The organism is Allopusillimonas soli (assembly GCF_004153445.1).
GTDB lineage: Bacteria > Pseudomonadota > Gammaproteobacteria > Burkholderiales > Burkholderiaceae_B > Allopusillimonas > Allopusillimonas soli.
On the sequence record NZ_SDQC01000005.1, the window covers coordinates 229,002 to 249,266 of the forward strand.

Genomic DNA, 20,265 nt, shown 5'->3' on the forward strand with positions numbered 1-20,265 from the left:
ACATTTTTTTGCCGTCTGCATCATTCGGCACCGCACCATCCACCGGGACCATTCATTGAAAAAAGGCTTTTATCTGGTCATGCTGGCGCAGGCGCTATCGTCCGTGGCCGACAATGCCCTGCTGATCGCCGCCATCGCGCTGGTCGCCGATCTACATGGGCCCCATTGGATGGCACCCATGATGAAATGGTGGTTCGCGCTGGCCTATGTGGTGCTTGCGGCCTTCGTTGGCGCCTTTTCCGATGCCTACCCCAAGGGCCGGGTCATGTTCATGACCAACGCGGTCAAAGTGTGTGGCTGCCTGCTCATGTTCACCCACGGCTGGTACAACATGGATGACGGCGGGCAGCTTCTGCTGGTGTTCGTGGCCTATACACTCGTGGGCATCGGCGCGGCGGCTTATTCGCCGGCCAAATACGGCATCGTCACGGAGATGCTGCCTCCGGAACTGCTGGTCAAGGGCAACAGCTGGATCGAAGGCCTGACCGTCCTGTCCATCATCGTGGGCACGGTCCTGGGGGGCGTCCTCATCAGCCCTTCCGTGTCGGCTGCCATGCTCGCACATCCCTTGCTGGGCGTGGTCGTCTCCACGCGCACCGAGGCCGCCATCTTCATGATCGCTCTGGTCTACCTGGCCGCGGCGGCCACCAATCTGCTGATCCCGCGCACAAACGTGCGCTATCCCAGGCAGCAGCGCAACCCCATTGCCCTGACCCGCACCTTTTGGGGCTACGTCCGCATTCTCTGGCATGACAAACTGGGCCAGATCTCCCTGGCGGTGACCACGTTGTTCTGGGGTGCTGGCGCAACATTGCAGTTCATCGTCATCGAATGGGGTGCGCGGCATCTCGGATACCGCCTCGACCAAGCCTCGCTGTTGATGGGCGTGGCGGCATTGGGCACGGTGGGCGGCTCCATGGTGGCCGGCCGCGTGCCGCTTAAGCGCGCGCTTTCGGTCTTGCCGGTAGGCGTGGCCATGGGATTTGCCGTCATGCTGATGCCCATCGTGCGCGAGCCCTGGTCCGTGTATGGCGTGCTGCTGCTCATCGGCGCACTGTCGGGCTTTTTCGTGGTGCCCATGAACGCCCTGCTGCAGCACCGCGGCCATGTATTACTGTCGGCGGGCCATTCCATCGCCGTGCAGAACTTCAATGAACAACTGAATATTCTGCTCATGCTGGCGTTCTACAGCTTCCTTCTCTGGCTGAACCTTCCCATCAACGCCATCATCATTCTGTTCGGGCTGCTGGTCGCCATCCTGATGCTCGTCATCATCCAATGGAACCTCAGCAACCACCGGGCTGATCCAGGGCTGGAAAACACCATAGGGCAGCACGGCCACGGCCAGGCGCTGCGGCACCCGAGATAGCCTAGCCGCCACTTTGCGCCTCCGGACCGTGCCGCGCTCAATGCAGATTGCGCATGAGGTTTAGATCTCGCCACGCATCCAGCTTGTGCTGGGGGCGCAGCAACAATGAAGCGGGATGATAGGTCACCAGCGACGGGATATCCTGACCCGCCTCCGACCTGTATGAATGGACGCGGCCGCGCAAGGCATCCAGCTCGTCGCGCGTGCCCAGCAGGGTTTGGGCGGCAAGCCGCCCCAGCAGCAGCAGGCGCGCCGGCCGCAACAAGGCAATCTGCCGGCTGAGCGCAGGCATGCAGGCCTCGATTTCCTGCGCACTGGGCGGCCGGTTGCCCAGCGGCCTGCACTTGACCAGGTTGGTGAAATAAACGGATGCCTCGGCACCCAGCCCCGCTGCAGCCAGCATCGCCCTCAGCAGGGCGCCGGCCTTGCCCTGGAAGGGTTGGCCGGCCCGATCATCGTGATCGCCTGGCGCCTCGCCGATGACGAGCCAGTCGGGCGCCTGGGGCGCGCCAGCCCCAAACACCACCTGCCCGCGCGCCTCGTGCAGGCCGCAGCGCTTGCACGAGGCCACATGGGCCGCGAGCGCATCCCAATTCTGCGGCAGCGGCCCTGCCGGTTGGGCCAGGGATTGAACCGGGCCGGCGGGCGCGGCCTGGGGCTGGCGCTTGGCCGCGCGCTGCGCCACCACCTTCATCGCGTCGGCAGGCCCGCCAGAATCCGTTGCCGCCTTGCTGGGCGCGGAATCGGCGTCGCCGCGAGCCGGCATCGCCGGCGTCGTGCGCGGCGCAGGCTCGGCAACAGGGCTGCCGGCCGCGGGAATCGCGGACAGCCGCGCCAGCATATGCCGGTCAAGGCCGATTTCTTCCAGCCATGTGCGCTGCAGTTCGGACAACCGGGGCGCGCTCATGCCGTATCCAAGGTCTTGCTCATGACGTACGCATCCTCGCGCCGGCCATGTCCGGCCGGGTAGTAATCTTTGCGGGTGGCGAGCACGGCATATCCGCGGGCGCGATAAAAGCGCAACGCATTGTGATTGGACGGGCGCACTTCAAGCATGATGCGCTGCAAGCCCCTGCCGATCGCCTCCTCTTCGCAGCGCCGCAGCAGCAAGCCGCCCGCTCCCTTGTTTTGCGCGTCGGGCTGGACAGCAATGACCAGCAGATGGGCCACATCCGGCGCCAGCAACATCATCGCAAAACCCACCACCTGCTGATTATTCCGGGCAACCCATGCCTGATAGCCCGCCTTCAGCCCATCCGCAAAATTGCCCCGCGTCCAGGGAAAAGACTGCACGGAGCCTTCGATCGCCGCCACGTCGTCGAGATGCGCCGCCGTCATGGGCATGAGCCGCAGGGCTGGCGCGGCCTGACCGCCGGCCTCGGCAGCCGCGGCCAGCGGCACACCGGCCAGGCCATGCGCGCGCGGGTTGCCGCCCGCCCCCGCCTCCCGTTCCCGCACCGTGAACGCGACTTTGTCACGCACATACAGCGGCGCAGCCAGATCGGGCTGCATGCCGCGCCCCGCCTGCCAGTCTTCAAATGCCAGCCATGCGATGGACGACGCATCTGCGCGCAGCGGCGAGCCTATTTCCAGCCACTTTCGCAACACGCAGGCAACCGCGGCATCATCGCCTTCCTGCGTGTCCCGGGCGTGCGCGTACTCCGATTGCGTGCCGCCCGCGGGTGCGAGCCGGGCGAGTTCCGGATAGGCCTGCAGCGCGTCGCCAAGCAGGCGCACGCTGGGCTGGCTGCCGTCTGTATTGCCGCGGTCCAGGCCGTCCAGCCACAGGCCCACGTCGTCCAGCCCCAGCAGCATGGGCGCATGCAGTGTTTCCCATGCGCCGTCGTGACGATAGGCGGCCAGATAGGCTTCCCGCATACGCGCATCCTGTGCCACCACGCGGATGAGCGGTTCTGGGGCTGCCTGCCCCTCCTGCCGCCCCAGTTGCCCGCCAAGGGCCGCACGCGTATGCGCCATGCCGGAGGCGCCCGGGCTTGTCTGCCCATTGCAGGACCGGTCGCGCGCCGCGACGGCCAGCAGGGAAGGCACGGGCAGCACCGGAATATCCAGCGCGAATGCCATGCCCTGCGCCACGCCACAAGCCACGCGCAGGCCGGTAAACCCGCCGGGGCCCTGCCCGAATGCCACCGCCGAAAGCTGATGCCGGCCGATGCCGGCCTCGCGAAGCAGGTCATCGACCAGCGGCAGCAACCGCTGGGCGTGCTCGGCGGTTGCCTCGTGCTCGCGCGCCCACAGCAGGGTCTGGCCGTCGCGACAGGACAACAGCGCAACGCCGCAAAGACTGGACGAGGTTTCCAGCGCAAGAATATTGACAGTCATGGAATGGCATTTTATACGCTGGCGGCGGCGCGCGGCCGCAAGGAGGGATGCGGTTCCTCCGCAAAAATATACCGTTGCACGCATATAGCCGGTAAAATGATCAATCAGGCCAGTCCTGGGTACAACCTGGTTGACGCCAAAACAAAACCAACAATGTGCGGCCGGTATTTCCGTACAGATGTAACATCAGTTCGTACCAGAAGAATAATATGTAATTTCTTGCTACGCCCCTCTATGCGGGTTAACTCTACGCTGTTACATTTTCCCCATGAACACTCAAAACCAAACTCTCTCCCGCAAAATCCTCATCGTTGACGATGATCCGCGACTGCGCGACCTGCTGCGCCGGTACTTGTCCGAACAAGGCTTCAATGTCTTCGTCGCCGAAGATGCCAAGGAAATGGGCAAGCTCTGGCAGCGCGAGCATTTCGATCTGCTGGTGCTCGACCTCATGCTGCCCGGAGAAGACGGCCTGTCCATCTGTCGTCGCCTGCGTGGGGGACATGACAACACGCCCATCATCATCCTCACGGCCAAGGCCGAGGAAATCGACCGTATCGTGGGTCTGGAAATGGGCGCGGACGATTACCTGTCCAAACCTTTCAATCCGCGCGAGCTACTCGCCCGGGTAAATGCCATTCTGCGCCGCAGGGGCACAGAAGAACATCCAGGCGCTCCCAGCCAGGAAAACGAATCCATCGAGTTCGGGCCTTACGTGCTCAACCTGTCCACCCGCACCCTCACCAAGAATAATGAGCAGGTGCCTATTACCACGGGCGAGTTTTCCGTTCTTAAGGTTTTCGCGCGCCATCCCAAGATCCCGCTTTCGCGCGACAAACTCATGGAACTGGCCCGCGGACGCGAGTACGAGGCCTTTGACCGCAGCCTCGATGTGCAGATATCGCGGCTGCGCAAGCTGGTTGAACCCAACCCCTCCAAGCCGGTCTTCATCCAGACGGTGTGGGGCCTGGGCTATGTCTTCGTACCTGACGGGGGCAATTGATATCCTGCCTGTAGCCTGAGCAGGGCCCCTTCATGGTGCAAGAACTCACACACAGGCCCCAGAAGCAATCTCGTTTCCGACTGGGGCTATTCAGCCGCTCATTCCTGTTGCTGGCCGGCCTGATGCTGGTCAGCCTGGGTGCGTGGCTGCAGGTGTTTTTCAGCATGGAGGAAGGCCCGCGCGCCAAGCAAATGGCTCAGCGGGTGGCAACAGCCGTCAGCATCACGCGTTCCGCGCTCATCTACGCGCCTCCCAGCGTGCGCCCCGCGCTGCTCCTTGATCTGGCCACCAAAGAAAGCCTGCGTGTACAGCCGCGCGAACCCACGGACACACTGGCTCCACTGCCCAATTCCAACTACTGGAATCACGTCGCCGCCGAAATTAAAGACCGCCTCGGGCCCGACACCTATATCATGTGGTCCGTCAACGACGCTTCCGGCATATGGGTCAGCTTCGAAATCAACAACGACGAGTACTGGCTGGTGTTCGACCGCGAGCAGATCGGCCTGACCGCGGGGGCGGAATGGCTGGGCTGGGGCGCCACGGCCTTGCTGCTGGCACTCATCGGCGCAGCTGTCAGCGTGCGCTTTGTCAACAGGCCCCTGGCGCAGTTGGCCAAGGTTGCCCGCCAGCTGGCGCGCGGCGAAACGCCCTCGCCCCTTCCCGAGAAAGGCCCGGCCGAAATCCGCGACATGAATATTGCCTTCAACCGCATGGCTCGCGACATCCGCCAGACCGAGGCAGACCGGGAGATCATGCTGGCCGGTATTTCGCACGATCTGCGGACCCCGCTTGCCCGCATGCGCCTGGAAATCGAAATGAGCGCAGTGTCTGACGAAGCCCGGCAAGCCATAGACGAGGATCTGGCGCAGATCGACCACAGCATAGGACAATTGATGGAGTACGCGCGCCCGGCGGGCATGGTGCCCGAGCAGGGCGTGGATGTGTCCTCCGTGCTGCGCGACGTGTACGAGCGCGAGCGCAGCCATACCGAAACGCTGGGCGACATGCTCACCGCGTCGATCGAATCAAATCTCTATGCGAAAATCAATGCGCATGATCTGAAGCGCATCGTGACCAATCTTATCGAAAATGCCCGACGCTACGGGCGCTCTCCGTCGGATGACAAGGCACGCATCGAACTGACTGCCGGCCAGCAGGGCAATATTCTGGCGATCGAGGTTCGCGACCACGGCGCGGGCATTGCACCCACCGACGTCCAGCGTCTGCTGCGGCCTTTCTCCCGAGGCGACTCCGCCCGCACCGGCGTGAGTGGCGCCGGCCTTGGGCTGGCCATCGTGGAGCGCCTTCTGGGCCATGTGGGCGGCTCGCTGGAGTTGATTTCACGTCCGACCGGCGGCCTGGTAGCCCGCATAGAGCTGCCCAAGGCCCGCACACGCGGCATGGCGGCAGACGCTGCGGGCAGCCACGGCACGGCGTGAATCCTGTCCTCCGAATCGCGTAGAATCTTCTGTCAGGCCCCACAACGGCTGGCCAGACACACAATCAGGATCTCTTCATGAAAACCATAGGCGATAAACTCGAACCCTTCAAGGTCATCGGCGTAAAGCCCGGGTTCACGCAAGCTGAAGAAAACGGCGTCTCCGCTTTCGAGGACATCACCGAAAGCTCATTTCCAGGCAAGTGGAAAATCATCTACTTTTATCCCAAGGACTTCTCCTTCGTGTGCCCGACGGAAATCCTCGGCTTCAACAATCTAGCACCGGACTTTGAAGACCGAGACGCCGTCCTCATGGGCGGTTCCGTGGACAATGAGTTCGTCAAGCTGGCCTGGCGCCGCGAAAACCCCGACCTGGCCAAGCTGATGCATTATCAGTTCGGCGACACCAACGGTGCGCTGGTCGACCAACTGGGCATACGCGACCGCCACGATGGGGTTGCCTATCGCGCAACCTTTATTGTCGATCCAGACAACCTCATCCAGCATGTGTCAGTCAACAACCAAAGCGTGGGCCGCAACCCCGAGGAAGTGCTCCGGCTGCTCGACGGCCTGCAAACCGAGAAGCTGTGCCCATGCAACCGTGCCGTGGGCGGCGACACCCTTTGATTTCCCGCCGCCGCGACGCTCACTGGCCGTCGCGGCGCACAATCAGCGCGGCAACCGACGCCGCGATCCCTTCCTTGCGTCCCAGGTAGCCCAGGCCTTCATTGGTTTTTCCCTTGATGTTCACGTCCGCCGGCGATATATCCAGATCGGCGGCGATATTAGCCGCCATATCGGCTGCATGGGGCGCAATCCTGGGTGCCTGGGCGTGCACGGTGGCATCGATGTTCACCACGCGCCAGCCCGCCTTCGATACCTTGGCCCAGGCCGTGCGCAGCAACAGGCGGCTGTCCGCGCCCTTGTAAGCCGGATCATTATCGGGAAAATGCCGCCCGATGTCGCCCAGCCCCGCCGCGCCCAGTATGGCGTCGGTAACGGCGTGCAGCAGCACATCGGCATCGGAATGTCCCTGCAATCCGTGCGTGTGCGGAATGCGCACGCCGCCGATGATCAGAGGCCGTCCTGAAACCAGCGCGTGCACATCGGTACCCTGCCCGATCCGAAAGGAAAAACTCATTTCAACTCCAGATAATGTGTTGCCGCAGCCGCTGTCGGCCCCTGAGGCGCAGCGACTTCTAAAGCCATTTTTCCATCAGCACGAAGTCCTCCGGCCACGTGACCTTGAAATTGCGTACTGATCCGGGCACCAGACATGGTGCATAGCCGGCGCGTTCCAGCGCCGATGCCTCGTCGGTAAGCTGCGACAAGGCCGTGCCCGCCGCCTCAAGCGCGCCGAGCAGCAGGCCTGCGGGAAACATCTGCGGCGTCTGGGCCAGCCACAGCGCATCGCGGGGTACCGAGGCCTGAACGACCTGCGGCGCCTTCGCCTCGCCCGCATCGGCATCGCGCGCCCGCTTGACAGTGTCCGCCACCTGCTGCGCCAGCAGTCCCCCGGCGCCGTGCGCAAGACATGTATCGATAAGGCGTTCCAGGGCGCTAGGCGGCAGGCCCGGCCGGGCCGCGTCATGCACCAGCACCCAGTCGCCGGCGTCCAGGGCCGCATCGCGCAGCGCCGACAGGACGGTCTGGGCTCGCGTGGGGCCGCCACAGGCACGCCACACGGTGCGGGGCAAGCCAGACAGCGCCTGCGCAACCCATGGATCACCTTGGGCGACGGCGACCCTGACCTGCGCTATACGGCTGTCGGCCAGCAGCGCGCGCACCGAGCGACGCAGCATGGGCTCGCCCTTGAGCATCCGGTACTGCTTGGGCATGGTCTTGGGCGCAAGCACCGCGCCGCCCGATCGAGCCGCCTGCGCACGTGCGCCCACGCCCGCAGCAGGCACGATGGCAACAAGTTTGCTGGACATCTGTATTCCCGCCTCCAGAAATTCCAAGGCATTTTATAATGAGTGTCTACATGCTTACAGACACCGCAACTCCCGCAAGCCTCAACGTCATCCGTCCCATACTCAAGGCACTCAAGCCCGGACAGCGGCTGGCTCACCCTCTGCCCCCCGGTTCAGGCGATGCCTGGCTTCTGGCGGACCTTGCACGCGCCTGCGGCAAGACCCTGGTGGTGGTTTGCGCCGATCCCTTGGCGGCACAGCGGCTAGCCGATGAAATCGTGCTGCTGTCCCCGGATCTGCGCGTACGCCAGTTGCCGGACTGGGAAACCCTGCCCTACGACAGTTTCTCGCCCCACCAGGATTTGGTGTCGGATCGGCTGCGCACCCTCCATGCGCTCATGCAGCGCGCCGTGGACGTGCTGCTCGTGCCTGTCACCACAGCGCTGTACCGGCTGGCCCCGCCCTCCTTCATGGCGGCGTATACGTTTTCGTTCAAGCAGGGCGACACGCTGGACGAAGAAGCCTTGCGCCAGCAACTCATGCTGGCCAATTACAGCCATGTTACGCAGGTTACCGCACCGGGTGAGTTCTGTATACGCGGCGGCCTCATCGACCTGTTTCCCATGGGTTCCGTGCTTCCCTATCGGCTCGACCTGTTCGACAGGGAAATCGAATCCATTCGAAGCTTCGACATCGATACCCAGCGCAGCCTGTATCCGGTCAAGGAGATACAATTGCTGCCCGGCCGCGAGTTCCCCATGGACGAAGCGGCGCGCAATCACTTCAGGGCGCGCTTTCGCGAAACTTTCGAGGGTGACCCGTCCCGGGCACTACCCTACCGCGACATTGGCAACGGCATCGCATTCTCCGGCGTCGAATACTACCTGCCGCTATTTTTCGAGCATACCGCCACATTATTCGACTATTTGCCCGAGGAAACCATCACGGTCACGCTGGGCGATATCAGTCAGGCTATGCAACGCTTCGCCCAGGATACGCACAGCCGCTATCAATTCCTGAAATCGGACCGCGAACGGCCCGTTCTTCCGCCAGACCAGCTGTTTCTGGACGAAGAGGCCTTGTTTACGCAGCTCAAGGCCTTTGCGCGCCTTGCGCTGACCGCCGGCGAGCCGCATCCGGACTTTGCGCGTGCGCCGGGCGTCGCAGTGGCGCGCCGCGCGGACGACCCGCTGGCCAGCTTGCGCGCGGTTGTCCAGACCCGCGATCATCGCATCGTGCTGTGCGCCGACTCTGCCGGCAGACGGGAAACACTGCTGCAGATGCTGGAGGAATTCGGTATCAAGCCCGATACCGGCATTGAGACCCTGCAGGACTTCCAGTGCGCCGACAGCCACTTTGCGTTGATTGTTGCACCGCTCACCACAGGCTTTACCGTTCTCGGCCAGCATCTCGTCCTGCTCACCGAAAACGACCTGTATCCCGAACAAGGCCGTTCGCCGCGACGGGGCCGCCGCGCCCAGGAACACAGCTCCGATGTTCAAGCCATGGTTCGGGATCTTTCCGAACTGCGCGCGGGCGACCCTGTCGTCCATGCCCAGCACGGTATCGGACGCTATCAGGGCCTGGTTGAAATGGATCTGGGCGAAGGCCAGATGGAGTTCCTGCATCTGGAGTACGCAAGCGGAAGCACACTGTATGTGCCGGTTTCGCAATTGCATGTCATCGCACGCTACAGCGGCGCCGATCCGGAGCACGCTCCCCTGCATCAACTCGGTTCCGGCCAGTGGGACAAGGCACGGCGCAAGGCCGCCAGACAAGTTCGGGACGCGGCGGCGGAACTGCTTGCCCTGTATGCCCAGCGGGCGGCGCGCGAAGGCTACCGCTTCAAGCTCCCGCCAGCCGACTACCAGACTTTCGTCGAAGGCTTCGGCTTCGACGAGACGCCCGACCAGAGCGCCGCCATCGAAGCCGTCATCGGCGACATGACTTCGGGCCGCCCCATGGACCGCCTTGTCTGCGGCGACGTCGGCTTCGGCAAAACCGAGGTTGCGCTGCGCGCCGCATTTCTTGCGGTCATGAACGGCAAGCAAGTCGCTTTGCTCTGTCCCACGACCTTGCTGGCCGAACAGCATGCCCAGACCTTCTCGGACCGTTTCGCCGACTGGCCGGTGCGTGTGGCCGAGCTCTCGCGCTTCCGCTCCGGAAAGGAAGTCGCCGCAGCGGTGGAAGGGCTGAAGGAAGGCCGGATAGACATCGTTATCGGCACCCACAAGGTACTGTCCAAGGATGTCAAATTCAAGAGCCTGGGCCTGGTCATCATCGATGAAGAACATCGCTTCGGCGTGCGCCAAAAAGAAGCGCTCAAGGCGTTACGCGCCGAAGTCGATGTGCTGACCCTCACTGCGACCCCCATTCCGCGTACGCTGGGCATGTCGCTGGAGGGAATACGCGATTTCTCGGTCATCGCCACAGCGCCGCAGAAGCGCCTGGCCATCAAGACATTCGTGCGCCGCGAGGACGGAAGCACCATCCGGGAAGCCATTCTGCGCGAGCTCAAGCGCGGCGGTCAGGTGTATTTCCTTCATAACGAGGTGGCAACCATTCTCAACCGCCAGGCCATGCTTGAAGAGCTTGTCCCTGAGGCGCGCGTGGCCGTGGCCCACGGTCAAATGCCCGAGCGCGAGCTCGAGCAGATCATGAAGGGTTTTTATCAGCAGCGCTACAACGTGCTGCTGTGTACGACCATTATCGAAACAGGCATAGATGTTCCATCGGCCAACACCATCGTGATACACCGCGCCGATCGCCTGGGGTTGGCGCAGTTGCACCAGTTGCGTGGACGCGTCGGACGGTCGCATCACCAGGCCTACGCCTACCTGCTGACGCCTGGCGAAGATGCCATGACATCGAATGCCAAGAAACGTCTGGAAGCCATACAGGCCATGGAGGAACTGGGCGCTGGCTTCTTCCTGGCCATGCACGACCTGGAAATCCGCGGCACTGGCGAAGTGCTGGGCGAATCGCAGTCAGGCAATATCCATGAAATCGGCTTCTCGATGTACTCGGACATGCTCAATGCGGCGGTCAGAGCCCTGAAGTCAGGCGAAGAGCCTGATCTCGACACGCCTTTTTCCGCGCTGTGCGAAGTCAATCTGCACGCATCCGCATTATTGCCGGCGGACTACTGCCCCGATGTGCACGCTCGTCTGGGGCTTTACAAGAAGCTTGCCCATGCAGCCAACGAGGATGATCTCCTGCGCATACAGGAAGAACTAGTGGATAGATATGGCAAGCTGCCCGACGCCGCGCGCACTTTGCTGGCAACCCACCGCCTGCGCATTGCCGCCGAGCGGCTGGGCGTCATCAAGATCGACGCCAGCGAAGCCACTGTCTCCATCCACTTCTCCGCCAAACCCAATGTTGATCCGCTGCGCATCATCGAACTGGTGCAAAACCGGCGCGATGTGAAGCTGGCGGGACAAGACCGCTTAAAGGCCGAGATCAAGCAGGGGCAGAAAGTGGAAGCGCGCATCGAGGCGGTCAAGGCCTTGCTGCGTGCCCTCGCGTGATGGGCCCGGGCCGGAAGGCGCCATTGTGCGCTGATGGATTCAGTGACGAAGACGAAACCAGTTCAGTACGGCGTCCAGGGGGCTGAAGTTCAAGGCAAAGCGCGCCTGTTCGCGCACCACAGGCTTGGCCCGGTAGGCCACGGAATACTCCGCCAGGGCAAGCATGGCGAGATCGTTCGCGCCATCGCCCATGGCGATGATGTGTTCGGGATCGGCGCCCATATCCTTGGCCAGCGCTTGCAAATGCGCCGCCTTGGCCGCGCCGTCGACGATAGGCCCCTCGACCTCCCCTGTCAGCTTGCCCTCATGGACCTTCAACACATTGGCATGACAGTGGTCCAGTCTCAGGCGCTCTTGCAGCCTGCGGGTAAAAAATGTGAAGCCGCCTGAAACCAGGAGCGTGGCAAGCCCATGGCCGCGTGCGGTTTCCACCAGGCGTTGTGCGCCCGGGTTCAATTGCAGCCTGTGCTCGTAGACTTGATGCAAGGCCTGCTCGGGCACGCCTTTCAGCAATGCAACACGCCGGCGCAGGCTCTCGGCAAAATCCTTGATCTCGCCGCGCATGGCCGCTTCGGTGATGGCTGCCACCTCCGCCTTGCGTCCCGCCGCCGCCGCGATTTCGTCTATACATTCTATGTTTACCAGCGTCGAATCCATGTCCATCGCAAGAATGCGGCAATCGGCAATGTGCCGGATCCGGGCCAGGTAGGCGCAGTCCATGCCTGCCTGCAGGCATAGCGCCTCGACCTGAGCACGCGTATCGTCCTGCGCGTGCAGCAGGCGAACCGCCGTGGGTCCCAGGGCCTGCACGCCTTCGGCGCTTGCCAGCGCCGCCACTTTTTCCACTTGTGGCGCATAAAGATGGGGGGACTGAAGAATGATGTGTACGGACATGGGCAAAGATGGGAATACGAAACAGGCGCACGCGGCGAAGGCGCTCATTTTACCTTCTTCATCGGCGCCGGCTGCCATGGCTCGCAGGGGTGCAGGCCTCGGCAGCATCGCTGCCTGCTGTCATGCGCAAATAGAAGTGCCCAGCGTTACCGCTTGCGGGGCACCCGCATGCTTGCCACAATGCGCCATATACAGGTACCATATTCTTCATATCTATTTATTCATGGATGAATATTCGAATGGACAAGGTAGATAGAAAAATTCTTTCCATTCTCCAGCAGGATGCGGAAACACCCATCCATGCTATCGCCGACGCGGTCAATCTCTCCCCCACCCCGTGCTGGCGGCGCATTCAAAAACTGAAGGAAAGCGGCATCATCCGCAAGCAGGTGGCGCTGTGCGACGCGGCCAAACTCAATCTGGGCGTCACGGCATTTATTTCAATCAAGACCAGCCAGCATACGCAGGCCTGGCTCGACAACTTCGCCCGAGAGGTCGTGGACATCCCCGAAGTGATTGAATTCTACCGAATGAGCGGCAACGTCGACTACCTGATACGCGTGGTGGTGCCGGACATCGCCAGTTACGATGCCGTGTATCGCAAGCTCATACGCATAGCAGACCTGTTCGATGTCAGCTCTTCGTTTTCAATGGAACAGATCAAATACACCACCGCCCTGCCGCTTGATTATGCCGAATAGCCCTTCGCGGCTTACGCTTTTCTGCTTGCGGCCTTTCGCCGGCGCAGCAGATAGCGCACCACAAACCCCGGATATCCCAGCACCAGAAACAGGCTGAGCGTCACGGCATAGAATTCCCAGGTCTGCGCAAAAGGGTTGCCGATATTGGCCTCCAGCGCAAAACCCAGCACGCCGGCCAAACCATAGAAGACAAGCACCTCAAGCAGCCGGTCAAAAAAGGATTTACGCACGGCCAGGCCGCGGCTGCGCCAGCCCGGAAAAGATAGCAATGCCGCAAGCACAATAAATGCGCCTGCAACACGCGCCATGAACGAAAACAGGCTGCCGATGTCGCCAGCAAGGATAATGGCGCCGGCCAAAAGCGAGTACGCCAACCATCCCAGGGCTATCAGCAGCCCGAAAAAGATCAGCGAGACAATCAAGCGCAGCCAGGCCGGCATGGGTGCCTCGCCGGGCTGTGCCCAAGGCAGCATCAGAAAGGGTCGCTGCACGGCGAAGGGCAAATTGGCCGTAAGCAGCGAGAACAATATCACCAACCAAACCGCGAACGACTGACTCATGACCCTGACCTGTGGTGCGCCGCCTTCAGAAGCGCAGCGAACTCTCGATGACGCGGACGCACAGTGCCATCAGTCCGCCCGGCAATATGCCCAGCGCAAGAATGAGCAGACTATTGATGGACATGACACCGCGCGTGATAGCGCCGAGCTCGATGCTGGCGGGCTCGCCCTCGGGCTCATCGAAGTAGGCCATCTTCACGACGCGCAAGTAATAAAATGCGCCGATCAGCGAGAACATCACCGCGACCACGGCCAGGGCCACATGGCCCGCCCCTACTAATGCCTGCAGCACGGCGAGCTTGGCATAAAAACCAGCCAACGGAGGAATACCCGTCAAAGAAAACATGGCCAGCAGCAGCATGCCGGCAAGCACCGGGTTGCGTCGATTCAGCCCCTTCAGGTCGGCGATATCCTCGCTTTCAAATCCGCTGCGGCTCAGCAGCAGGATCAGGCCGAACGTCACCAATGTCGTCATGACGTAAATGATGACGTAGAACAGCGAAGATCCATAAGCCAAGGACAGCGATGCGCCCTGCCCGCCTTCACCGGACAGCAGGCCCAGAAACACAAAGCCCATTTGCCCTATGGTGGAATAGGCCAGCATGCGCTTGAAGTTCGTCTGCACGATGGCGGTCAGGTTGCCGATGGCAAGCGATAGCACCGCCAGCACCATGAGCATCGGCTGCCAGTCGATCGCAATGCCATGCAGGCCTTCAATCAGCAGGCGCAGGGTAATGACGAACGCGGCCAGCTTTGGGCCTGCAGCGACGATAAGCGTGACTGCCGTCGGCGAACCCTGATAGACGTCGGGCGTCCACATATGAAACGGCGCGGCGGCAAGCTTGAATGCCAGGCCGGCGACAATGAACACGACGCCGAACACCAGAGGCAGACGCTCCGCATTGCCGCTGGAAATGACCTGGGCGATAAGACGCAGATTCAACTGCCCTGTGGCGCCGTAAATCATGGACATGCCATACAGCAATATGCCCGAGGCCAGGCAACCCAGCACAAAATACTTCATGGCTGCCTCGGTAGCATTGACATCATCGCGGCGAAGCGCCACCAATGCATACAGTGCGAAGGACATCAGCTCGACGCCCAGATACACCGTCAGCATGCTGCCGGCTGAAATCATGACATACTGCCCCAGCAGGGCCAGCAGCGATAGCGAATAAAACTCTCCGCCGTTGCCCACCATGCCACGCACCTCGACGTACTCCCGGCCATAGATCAGTGTCGCGGCCACCACAGCGCAGGACAGCGCCTTCAGCAGGTGCGACAGCGGATCGGCCACATACAGGCCGCCGAATGCATTGCCCTGCACGCCGCTGTTCCATTGCCAGAGCGACAGCAGCGCCAGTAGAAGTACCGAGCCGATACTGACCAGGAATGTGCCGTGCCGTCTGTCCGACTTGCTGAAGGCATCGAACAGCAGGGTCGCGCAGGCCAGGACCAGCAGCAGTATCTCGGGCGCAGCCATGGCGAATTGATATTGGTTTTGCATGATAGTTCAGGTCTACAGTTTCGAGACGGAGACATGCTCCAGCAGGTGTTGCACCGAGACGTGCATGACGTCAGTGAACGGCTTCGGATAGATGCCCATGTACAGCACCGCAATGGCCATCAGGCCCAGGATGAAGAATTCCCGCGCGCTGAGATCGGACATGCCGCGCACGTTATCGTTGGCGATATCGCCGAAGGCCACGCGCTTGACCATCCAGAGCGAGTATGAGGCCCCAAGTATCAGCGCCACGGCCGCAAGCAGGCCAACCCAGAAATTATGCTGGACCGCGCCCATGATGACCGTGAACTCGCCGACAAAGCCGCTGGTTGCGGGCAGGCCGGCATTGGCCATGGAAAACAGCACGAAGTACGTGACGAAGCGCGGCATGACATTGATAACGCCGCCATAATCGGCAATACGGCGCGTATGCAGGCGGTCGTAGAGTACACCTATGCAAAGAAACATGGCGCCCGATACAAAGCCATGCGAAATCATCTGAATGATGGCGCCCTCGACACCCGCGGTATTGAAGATGAAGAAGCCCAATGTGACAAAACCCATGTGCGCGACCGAAGAATACGCCACGAGCTTCTTCATGTCGTCCTGGACGATGGCCACCAGACCGATATAGATGACGGCAATGAGGGACAGCACGATCATCATGCCAGCCAGGCTGTGCGAGGCATCCGGCGTGATCGGCAGGGAAAAGCGCAGAAAACCGTAGGCGCCCAGTTTCAGCATGATGGCCGCCAGCACAACCGAGCCGCCTGTGGGCGCTTCGACGTGCGCATCGGGCAGCCAGGTATGCACCGGCCACATGGGCACCTTGACGGCAAAGGCTGCAAGCAGCGCAACAAAGATTAGGATCTGCGGCGTATAGCCAAGGCGAACCTCATGCCACTTCATGATATCGAATGACCCACCCGATGCGTGCCATAGATAGATGAAGGCAATCAGCGTCAGTAGCGAGCCCAGCAGCGTGTACAGGAAGAACTTGAGCGCCGCGTATACCCGGTTCGGGCCGCCCCATACCCCAATGATCAGATACATCGGAATGAGCGTGGCCTCGAAGAAGACATAGAACAGCATGCCGTCCAGGGCGCAGAAAACGCCCACCATGAGGCCGGACAGGATCAGGAATGCCCCCATGTACTGGGCGATGCGGCTGGTGATGACTTCCCAGCCTGCCAGAACGACGATGATGGTGATGAAGGCCGTAAGCAACACGAACCACACCGAAATGCCATCGATGCCCAGGTGGTAGTTGATCGAGAAGGTTTCGATCCAAGGCCTGAGCTCGACGAACTGCATATTGGCCGTGGAAGGATCGAACCCGGTATAGAGCGGCAGCGTGACCAGGAAAGCCAGCACGGAGCCGATCAACGCCACGGTACGCGTCATGCCCGGGCGGTCGTCGCGGCCAACGATCAGCACAACAAGCCCCGCAATGATGGGGACAAAGATCGCGAGCGTTAACCAGGGAAAAGTAGAGGACGCCATGTCGCTAGCCATCATTGAACCGTCAATACGAAAAAGGTGATTAGAGCCATGATCCCGATGATCATCGCAAAGGCGTAGTGAAAGATGTAGCCGGACTGCAGATGCCGTCCGACTGCCGCCACCCAGCCCACGACACGCGCGCTGCCGTTGACCATGACGCCATCGATAAGGCCGCGATCGCCCGCACGCCAGAATCCGCGGCCCAGCGCGCGGGCGCCGCGCGCAATCACCTGCTCGTTGAACCAGTCGGCGTAGTACTTATTGTCGAGAATCCGGTTGATGAACGACAGCCGGCTGTGGATGGCCGCAGGTACGCTCGGATTCACGAGATAGCAGTACCAGGCCACGACCAGCCCTGCGATCATGAGCCAGAACGGCAGCGACGTGAAGCCATGCAGCGCGAACGCCACCCAGCCGTGCCAATGATGTGCCAGATCTTCCATGGCCGGATGCTGGGGCAGCGTGGCGATGACGCCTTCGAAATAGCCGTCGAACAACAGTGGGTCTATGAACCAGGCGCCTGCAACGACCGAAGGTATGGCCAGCAGCACCAGCGGCAGGGTCACCACCCAGGGTGATTCATGCGGCGCGCCGCCGTGGTGGCCATGGCCGTCGTCCTCGTGCGCGTCGTGCCCATGGGCATCGTGACTGTGCGATGCGTGCGCATCGAAACGCGCCTTGCCATGAAAAACCAGGAAATAGACGCGGAAGGAATACAGCGATGTCACGAACACGCCAATGGTGGTGGCGTAATACGCAAAGCCCGCACCCCAGACATCGGCCGCGCCCGCGGCCTCTATGATGTGCTCCTTCGAGTAGAAGCCCGAGAAAAACGGCGTACCCACCAGAGCGAGCGTGCCTATCAGGAAGGTGATCCAGGTAATGGGCATGTACTTGCGCAACCCGCCCATGTTGCGGATATCCTGATCATGATGCATGCCGATGATCACCGACCCCGCACCCAGGAACAGCAGCGCCTTGAAGAACGCATGCGTCATCAGGTGGAATATCGCGGCCGAATACGCCGAAGCCCCCAGCGCCACAGTCATGTAGCCAAGCTGGGATAGCGTGGAATAGGCAATGACGCGCTTGATGTCGTTCTGAACAATGCCGAGCACGCCCAGGAACAGCGCTCCGATTGCACCGATCACGATCACGAAGGACAGCGCCGTGTCAGACAGCTCGAATACCGGCGAGAAGCGCGCCACCATGAAGATGCCGGCCGTGACCATGGTCGCCGCGTGGATCAGCGCCGAGATGGGTGTGGGGCCTTCCATGGAATCGGGCAGCCATGCATGCAGCGGAACCTGGGCCGACTTGCCCATGGCGCCGATGAACAGGCAGATACATGCAACCGTCAGCAGTTGCCAGCCGGTGCCGGGGAATGTCATGCCCGCAAGCTTGTCGGCCTGCGCAAACACCTCGCCGTAATGCATGCTGCCCGTGTAGGCAAACAGCAGCGCAATCCCCAGCACGAAACCAAAATCGCCGACGCGGTTTATGAGAAAGGCCTTGAGGTTGGCAAACACCGCTGTTGGGCGCGTGTACCAGAAGCCGATCAGCAGGTACGACACCAGGCCCACCGCTTCCCAGCCAAAAAACAGCTGCACCATGTTGTTGGACATGACCAGCATGAGCATGGAGAACGTGAACAGCGAAATATAGGCAAAGAAACGCTGGTAGCCCGGATCGTCCGCCATGTAGCCTATGGTGTAGATGTGCACCATGAGCGACACCGACGTGACAACCACCATCATCAGCGCGGACAGCGGATCGATCAGGAAGCCAAGCTCCCATTTCGTCGTGCCGATCACTGTCCAGGTGTAGAGTGCGCCGTCGAAGGTATGGCCGTCCAGCACCTGGAACAGTACAATGACCGAGCCCACGAAGGAAATGGCCACACCCGTAATGGTGATGAGATGCGAGCCGCGGCGGCTCACCAGCCGGCCCAGGAAGCCCGTGCCGAACAACCCGGCGAGAATGGCGCCTGCGAGGGGAGCCAGGGCGATCAGAAGATAGAGACTTGTCGAATTCATAGTATGTGCAATCCCATCAACCCTTGAGCTGGTCAAGTTCTTCGACGTTGATCGTTTTCAGGTTGCGGAACAGCAACACCAGAATCGCCAGGCCGATGGCGGCCTCCGCGGCGGCAACGGTCAGGACAAAGAATACGAACACCTGCCCCGCCGGGTCGCCCGACCAGGTGGAAAACGCCACAAAGTTCATATTGGCCGCGAGCAGTATCAGCTCGATGGACATGAGCAGAATGATCAGATTGCGGCGGTTGAGAAAGAAGCCAAAAACGCCAATGGCAAAGAGGATGGCGCCCAATACCAGGTAATGCGCGAGTGTGAGTGTCATGTGTTGTCCCCTTGAGCCGGCTCAGCCTGGACGGGCGCGGCAGGCGCTTCCGTCTGCGATGCGATGCTTACGAGGCGCACGCGGTCCTGCGCCCGCACACGAATCTGCTCGGAGGGGCGCGTACGCTTGTAGTCTGCGCGCTTGCGAAGTGTCAGCGCGATGGCGGCGATCATGCCCACCAGCAGGATCACCCCGCCAACCTGAACAGCAAAGACATAATCGGTGTACATGGCCACGCCCAGCGCGCGGGTGTTGTCGTAATCGTTGGCAATCTGTGCGGCCGGCCCGGCATCCAGCCATGTGCTGACCACCACAAACGCCATTTCCAGCACCATAACCAAACCGATGACCAGGCCCAGCGGCAGATAGGTCTTGAGGCCCGCGCGCAGCTTCTCCATGCGCATGTCAAGCATCATCACGACAAACAGGAAAAGCACCATGACGGCGCCCACATACACAAGCACCAGCAATAGTGACAGGAACTCCGCGCCTTGCAGCATCCAAAGCATGGACGCGGTGAAAAATGTCAGGATCAGGTGCAGCACGCCGGTCACGGGGCTGGTGGCCGTTATGACGCGAAAGGCCGCGATGACCAGGATGATGGCCAGCAGATAGAACAGGACTGTAGAAAAAATCATGGGTGTCGGGTCCGCCATCAACGATAAGGTGCATCTTCGGCGCGACGGCGCGCAATTTCGGATTCGTACCGATCGCCGATGGCCAGAAGCATGTCTTTGGTGTAGTACAGGTCGCCCCGCTTTTCACCGTGATACTCGGAAATGTGTGTCTCGACAATGGAGTCGACCGGACAGCTCTCCTCGCAAAAGCCGCAGAAAATGCATTTTGCCAGGTCGATGTCGTAGCGCGTGGTGCGGCGCGTGCCGTCCTCACGCTCGGCCGACTCGATGGTGATGGCCAATGCCGGGCAAACCGCCTCACACAGTTTGCAGGCGATGCAACGCTCCTCGCCGTTCGGGTAGCGGCGCAATGCGTGCAGGCCGCGAAAACGGGGCGATGCGGGCGTCTTCTCCTGGGGATAGCGCAAGGTGATCTTGCGGCGGAAAAAGTACTTGCCCGTGAGCTTCATGCCCTTGAACATCTCGGACAGCATCAGGCTGCCGAAAAAATCCTTGATAGCTTCCATAA

General features: G+C 61.4%; 18 protein-coding genes and 1 pseudogene. 6 read left to right on the forward strand and 13 right to left on the reverse strand.

Annotated elements, in window-relative coordinates; all coding sequences use genetic code 11:
* The first annotated feature begins 55 nt into the window (after positions 1-55).
* Positions 56-1,369: a lysophospholipid transporter LplT gene (lplT, locus tag ERD78_RS15985; RefSeq protein ID WP_129970359.1), complete on the forward strand. Its 1,314-nt coding sequence runs from the start codon at positions 56-58 to the stop codon at positions 1,367-1,369.
* A gap of 37 nt (positions 1,370-1,406) precedes the next feature.
* Here lplT and ERD78_RS15990 read toward each other — a convergent pair whose 3' ends face one another.
* Together ERD78_RS15990 and tsaB are read right to left on the reverse strand one after the other, a co-directional pair.
* The gene (locus ERD78_RS15990; protein ID WP_129970361.1) at positions 1,407-2,276 is read right to left on the reverse strand and encodes a uracil-DNA glycosylase; all 870 of its coding nucleotides are present in this window, start codon (positions 2,274-2,276) and stop codon (positions 1,407-1,409) included.
* Complete coding sequence (gene tsaB / locus ERD78_RS15995) at positions 2,273-3,709, reverse strand: tRNA (adenosine(37)-N6)-threonylcarbamoyltransferase complex dimerization subunit type 1 TsaB (RefSeq protein WP_129970363.1); 1,437 nt, start codon at positions 3,707-3,709, stop codon at positions 2,273-2,275. The genes ERD78_RS15990 and tsaB overlap by 4 nt, the downstream gene beginning before the upstream one ends.
* Before the next feature lie 268 nt (positions 3,710-3,977).
* Here tsaB and ompR point away from each other — a divergent pair, with 268 nt between their 5' ends.
* The 3 genes from ompR (at position 3,978) to ERD78_RS16010 (ending at position 6,780) form a co-directional block, all read left to right on the forward strand.
* A complete protein-coding gene (gene ompR, locus ERD78_RS16000) occupies positions 3,978-4,712 on the forward strand; it encodes an osmolarity response regulator transcription factor OmpR (RefSeq protein ID WP_129970365.1) in 735 nt (244 codons plus the stop codon).
* A 32-nt stretch (positions 4,713-4,744) separates the two neighbouring features.
* Complete coding sequence (locus ERD78_RS16005; protein ID WP_167668957.1) at positions 4,745-6,154, forward strand: ATP-binding protein; 1,410 nt, start codon at positions 4,745-4,747, stop codon at positions 6,152-6,154.
* Positions 6,155-6,231: 77 nt separating this feature from the next.
* Positions 6,232-6,780, forward strand: a complete 549-nt coding sequence (locus tag ERD78_RS16010) for a peroxiredoxin (RefSeq protein WP_129970367.1) — start codon at positions 6,232-6,234, stop codon at positions 6,778-6,780.
* 19 nt (positions 6,781-6,799) lie between these two features.
* Here ERD78_RS16010 and ispF read toward each other — a convergent pair whose 3' ends face one another.
* Positions 6,800-7,294 (reverse strand): 2-C-methyl-D-erythritol 2,4-cyclodiphosphate synthase, encoded by a 495-nt coding sequence (gene ispF, locus ERD78_RS16015; protein ID WP_129970369.1) that lies wholly within the window; start codon positions 7,292-7,294, stop codon positions 6,800-6,802.
* 58 nt (positions 7,295-7,352) lie between these two features.
* Positions 7,353-8,087 carry an IspD/TarI family cytidylyltransferase gene (locus ERD78_RS16020; RefSeq protein ID WP_129970371.1) on the reverse strand — a complete coding sequence of 245 codons (735 nt, stop codon included), beginning with the start codon at positions 8,085-8,087 and terminating at the stop codon, positions 7,353-7,355.
* Positions 8,088-8,137: 50 nt separating this feature from the next.
* On the opposite strand from ERD78_RS16020, the gene mfd reads away from it, so the two are divergent.
* Entirely contained in the window at positions 8,138-11,596 is a 3,459-nt protein-coding gene (gene mfd / locus ERD78_RS16025; RefSeq protein WP_129970373.1) for a transcription-repair coupling factor, read from the forward strand.
* Positions 11,597-11,635: 39 nt separating this feature from the next.
* Here the strand turns inward: mfd and serB are convergent, their stop codons facing one another.
* Complete coding sequence (gene serB / locus ERD78_RS16030; RefSeq protein ID WP_371734609.1) at positions 11,636-12,538, reverse strand: phosphoserine phosphatase SerB; 903 nt, start codon at positions 12,536-12,538, stop codon at positions 11,636-11,638.
* Positions 12,539-12,729: 191 nt separating this feature from the next.
* Between serB and ERD78_RS16035 the strand changes: the two genes are divergently transcribed.
* Positions 12,730-13,191, forward strand: a complete 462-nt coding sequence (locus tag ERD78_RS16035; protein WP_129970375.1) for an Lrp/AsnC family transcriptional regulator — start codon at positions 12,730-12,732, stop codon at positions 13,189-13,191.
* A gap of 11 nt (positions 13,192-13,202) precedes the next feature.
* On the opposite strand, the gene ERD78_RS20255 is transcribed toward ERD78_RS16035, so the two are convergent.
* The 8 genes and pseudogenes from ERD78_RS20255 to nuoI form a co-directional block, all read right to left on the reverse strand.
* Positions 13,203-13,499, reverse strand: coding sequence for a DUF2818 family protein (locus tag ERD78_RS20255; protein ID WP_371734617.1), 297 nt, complete (start codon positions 13,497-13,499; stop codon positions 13,203-13,205).
* A gap of 75 nt (positions 13,500-13,574) precedes the next feature.
* Positions 13,575-13,751: pseudogene (locus tag ERD78_RS20260) on the reverse strand (DUF2818 family protein); the annotation flags it as partial.
* A 25-nt stretch (positions 13,752-13,776) separates the two neighbouring features.
* Entirely contained in the window at positions 13,777-15,261 is a 1,485-nt protein-coding gene (gene nuoN, locus ERD78_RS16045; RefSeq protein WP_167668961.1) for an NADH-quinone oxidoreductase subunit NuoN, read from the reverse strand.
* A 9-nt stretch (positions 15,262-15,270) separates the two neighbouring features.
* The gene (locus ERD78_RS16050; RefSeq protein WP_129970381.1) at positions 15,271-16,773 is read right to left on the reverse strand and encodes an NADH-quinone oxidoreductase subunit M; all 1,503 of its coding nucleotides are present in this window, start codon (positions 16,771-16,773) and stop codon (positions 15,271-15,273) included.
* Positions 16,770-18,794, reverse strand: coding sequence for an NADH-quinone oxidoreductase subunit L (nuoL, locus tag ERD78_RS16055; protein WP_129970383.1), 2,025 nt, complete (start codon positions 18,792-18,794; stop codon positions 16,770-16,772). Before nuoL ends, ERD78_RS16050 begins: the two co-directional genes overlap by 4 nt.
* 16 nt (positions 18,795-18,810) lie before the next feature.
* Entirely contained in the window at positions 18,811-19,119 is a 309-nt protein-coding gene (gene nuoK / locus ERD78_RS16060) for an NADH-quinone oxidoreductase subunit NuoK (RefSeq protein ID WP_129970385.1), read from the reverse strand.
* Complete coding sequence (locus ERD78_RS16065; protein WP_129970387.1) at positions 19,116-19,757, reverse strand: NADH-quinone oxidoreductase subunit J; 642 nt, start codon at positions 19,755-19,757, stop codon at positions 19,116-19,118. The genes nuoK and ERD78_RS16065 overlap by 4 nt, the downstream gene beginning before the upstream one ends.
* 17 nt (positions 19,758-19,774) lie before the next feature.
* Positions 19,775-20,263: an NADH-quinone oxidoreductase subunit NuoI gene (gene nuoI, locus ERD78_RS16070; RefSeq protein WP_129970389.1), complete on the reverse strand. Its 489-nt coding sequence runs from the start codon at positions 20,261-20,263 to the stop codon at positions 19,775-19,777.
* Positions 20,264-20,265 lie beyond the last annotated feature (2 nt).

What these genes read in the sequence shown, in the direction of transcription:
- ERD78_RS15990 (WP_129970361.1), bottom strand. Translation starts at nt 2,276, where the DNA reads ATGAGCGCGCCCCGGTTGTCCGAACTGCAGCGCACATGGCTGGAAGAA.
- tsaB (WP_129970363.1), bottom strand. Translation starts at nt 3,709, where the DNA reads ATGACTGTCAATATTCTTGCGCTGGAAACCTCGTCCAGTCTTTGCGGC.
- ompR (WP_129970365.1), top strand. Translation starts at nt 3,978, where the DNA reads ATGAACACTCAAAACCAAACTCTCTCCCGCAAAATCCTCATCGTTGAC.
- ERD78_RS16005 (WP_167668957.1), top strand. Translation starts at nt 4,745, where the DNA reads ATGGTGCAAGAACTCACACACAGGCCCCAGAAGCAATCTCGTTTCCGA.
- ERD78_RS16010 (WP_129970367.1), top strand. Translation starts at nt 6,232, where the DNA reads ATGAAAACCATAGGCGATAAACTCGAACCCTTCAAGGTCATCGGCGTA.
- ispF (WP_129970369.1), bottom strand. Translation starts at nt 7,294, where the DNA reads ATGAGTTTTTCCTTTCGGATCGGGCAGGGTACCGATGTGCACGCGCTG.
- ERD78_RS16020 (WP_129970371.1), bottom strand. Translation starts at nt 8,087, where the DNA reads ATGTCCAGCAAACTTGTTGCCATCGTGCCTGCTGCGGGCGTGGGCGCA.
- mfd (WP_129970373.1), top strand. Translation starts at nt 8,138, where the DNA reads ATGCTTACAGACACCGCAACTCCCGCAAGCCTCAACGTCATCCGTCCC.
- serB (WP_371734609.1), bottom strand. Translation starts at nt 12,538, where the DNA reads ATGAGCGCCTTCGCCGCGTGCGCCTGTTTCGTATTCCCATCTTTGCCC.
- ERD78_RS16035 (WP_129970375.1), top strand. Translation starts at nt 12,730, where the DNA reads ATGGACAAGGTAGATAGAAAAATTCTTTCCATTCTCCAGCAGGATGCG.
- ERD78_RS20255 (WP_371734617.1), bottom strand. Translation starts at nt 13,499, where the DNA reads ATGGCGCGTGTTGCAGGCGCATTTATTGTGCTTGCGGCATTGCTATCT.
- ERD78_RS16050 (WP_129970381.1), bottom strand. Translation starts at nt 16,773, where the DNA reads ATGATGGCTAGCGACATGGCGTCCTCTACTTTTCCCTGGTTAACGCTC.
- nuoL (WP_129970383.1), bottom strand. Translation starts at nt 18,794, where the DNA reads ATGAATTCGACAAGTCTCTATCTTCTGATCGCCCTGGCTCCCCTCGCA.
- nuoK (WP_129970385.1), bottom strand. Translation starts at nt 19,119, where the DNA reads ATGACACTCACACTCGCGCATTACCTGGTATTGGGCGCCATCCTCTTT.
- ERD78_RS16065 (WP_129970387.1), bottom strand. Translation starts at nt 19,757, where the DNA reads ATGATTTTTTCTACAGTCCTGTTCTATCTGCTGGCCATCATCCTGGTC.
- nuoI (WP_129970389.1), bottom strand. Translation starts at nt 20,263, where the DNA reads ATGGAAGCTATCAAGGATTTTTTCGGCAGCCTGATGCTGTCCGAGATG.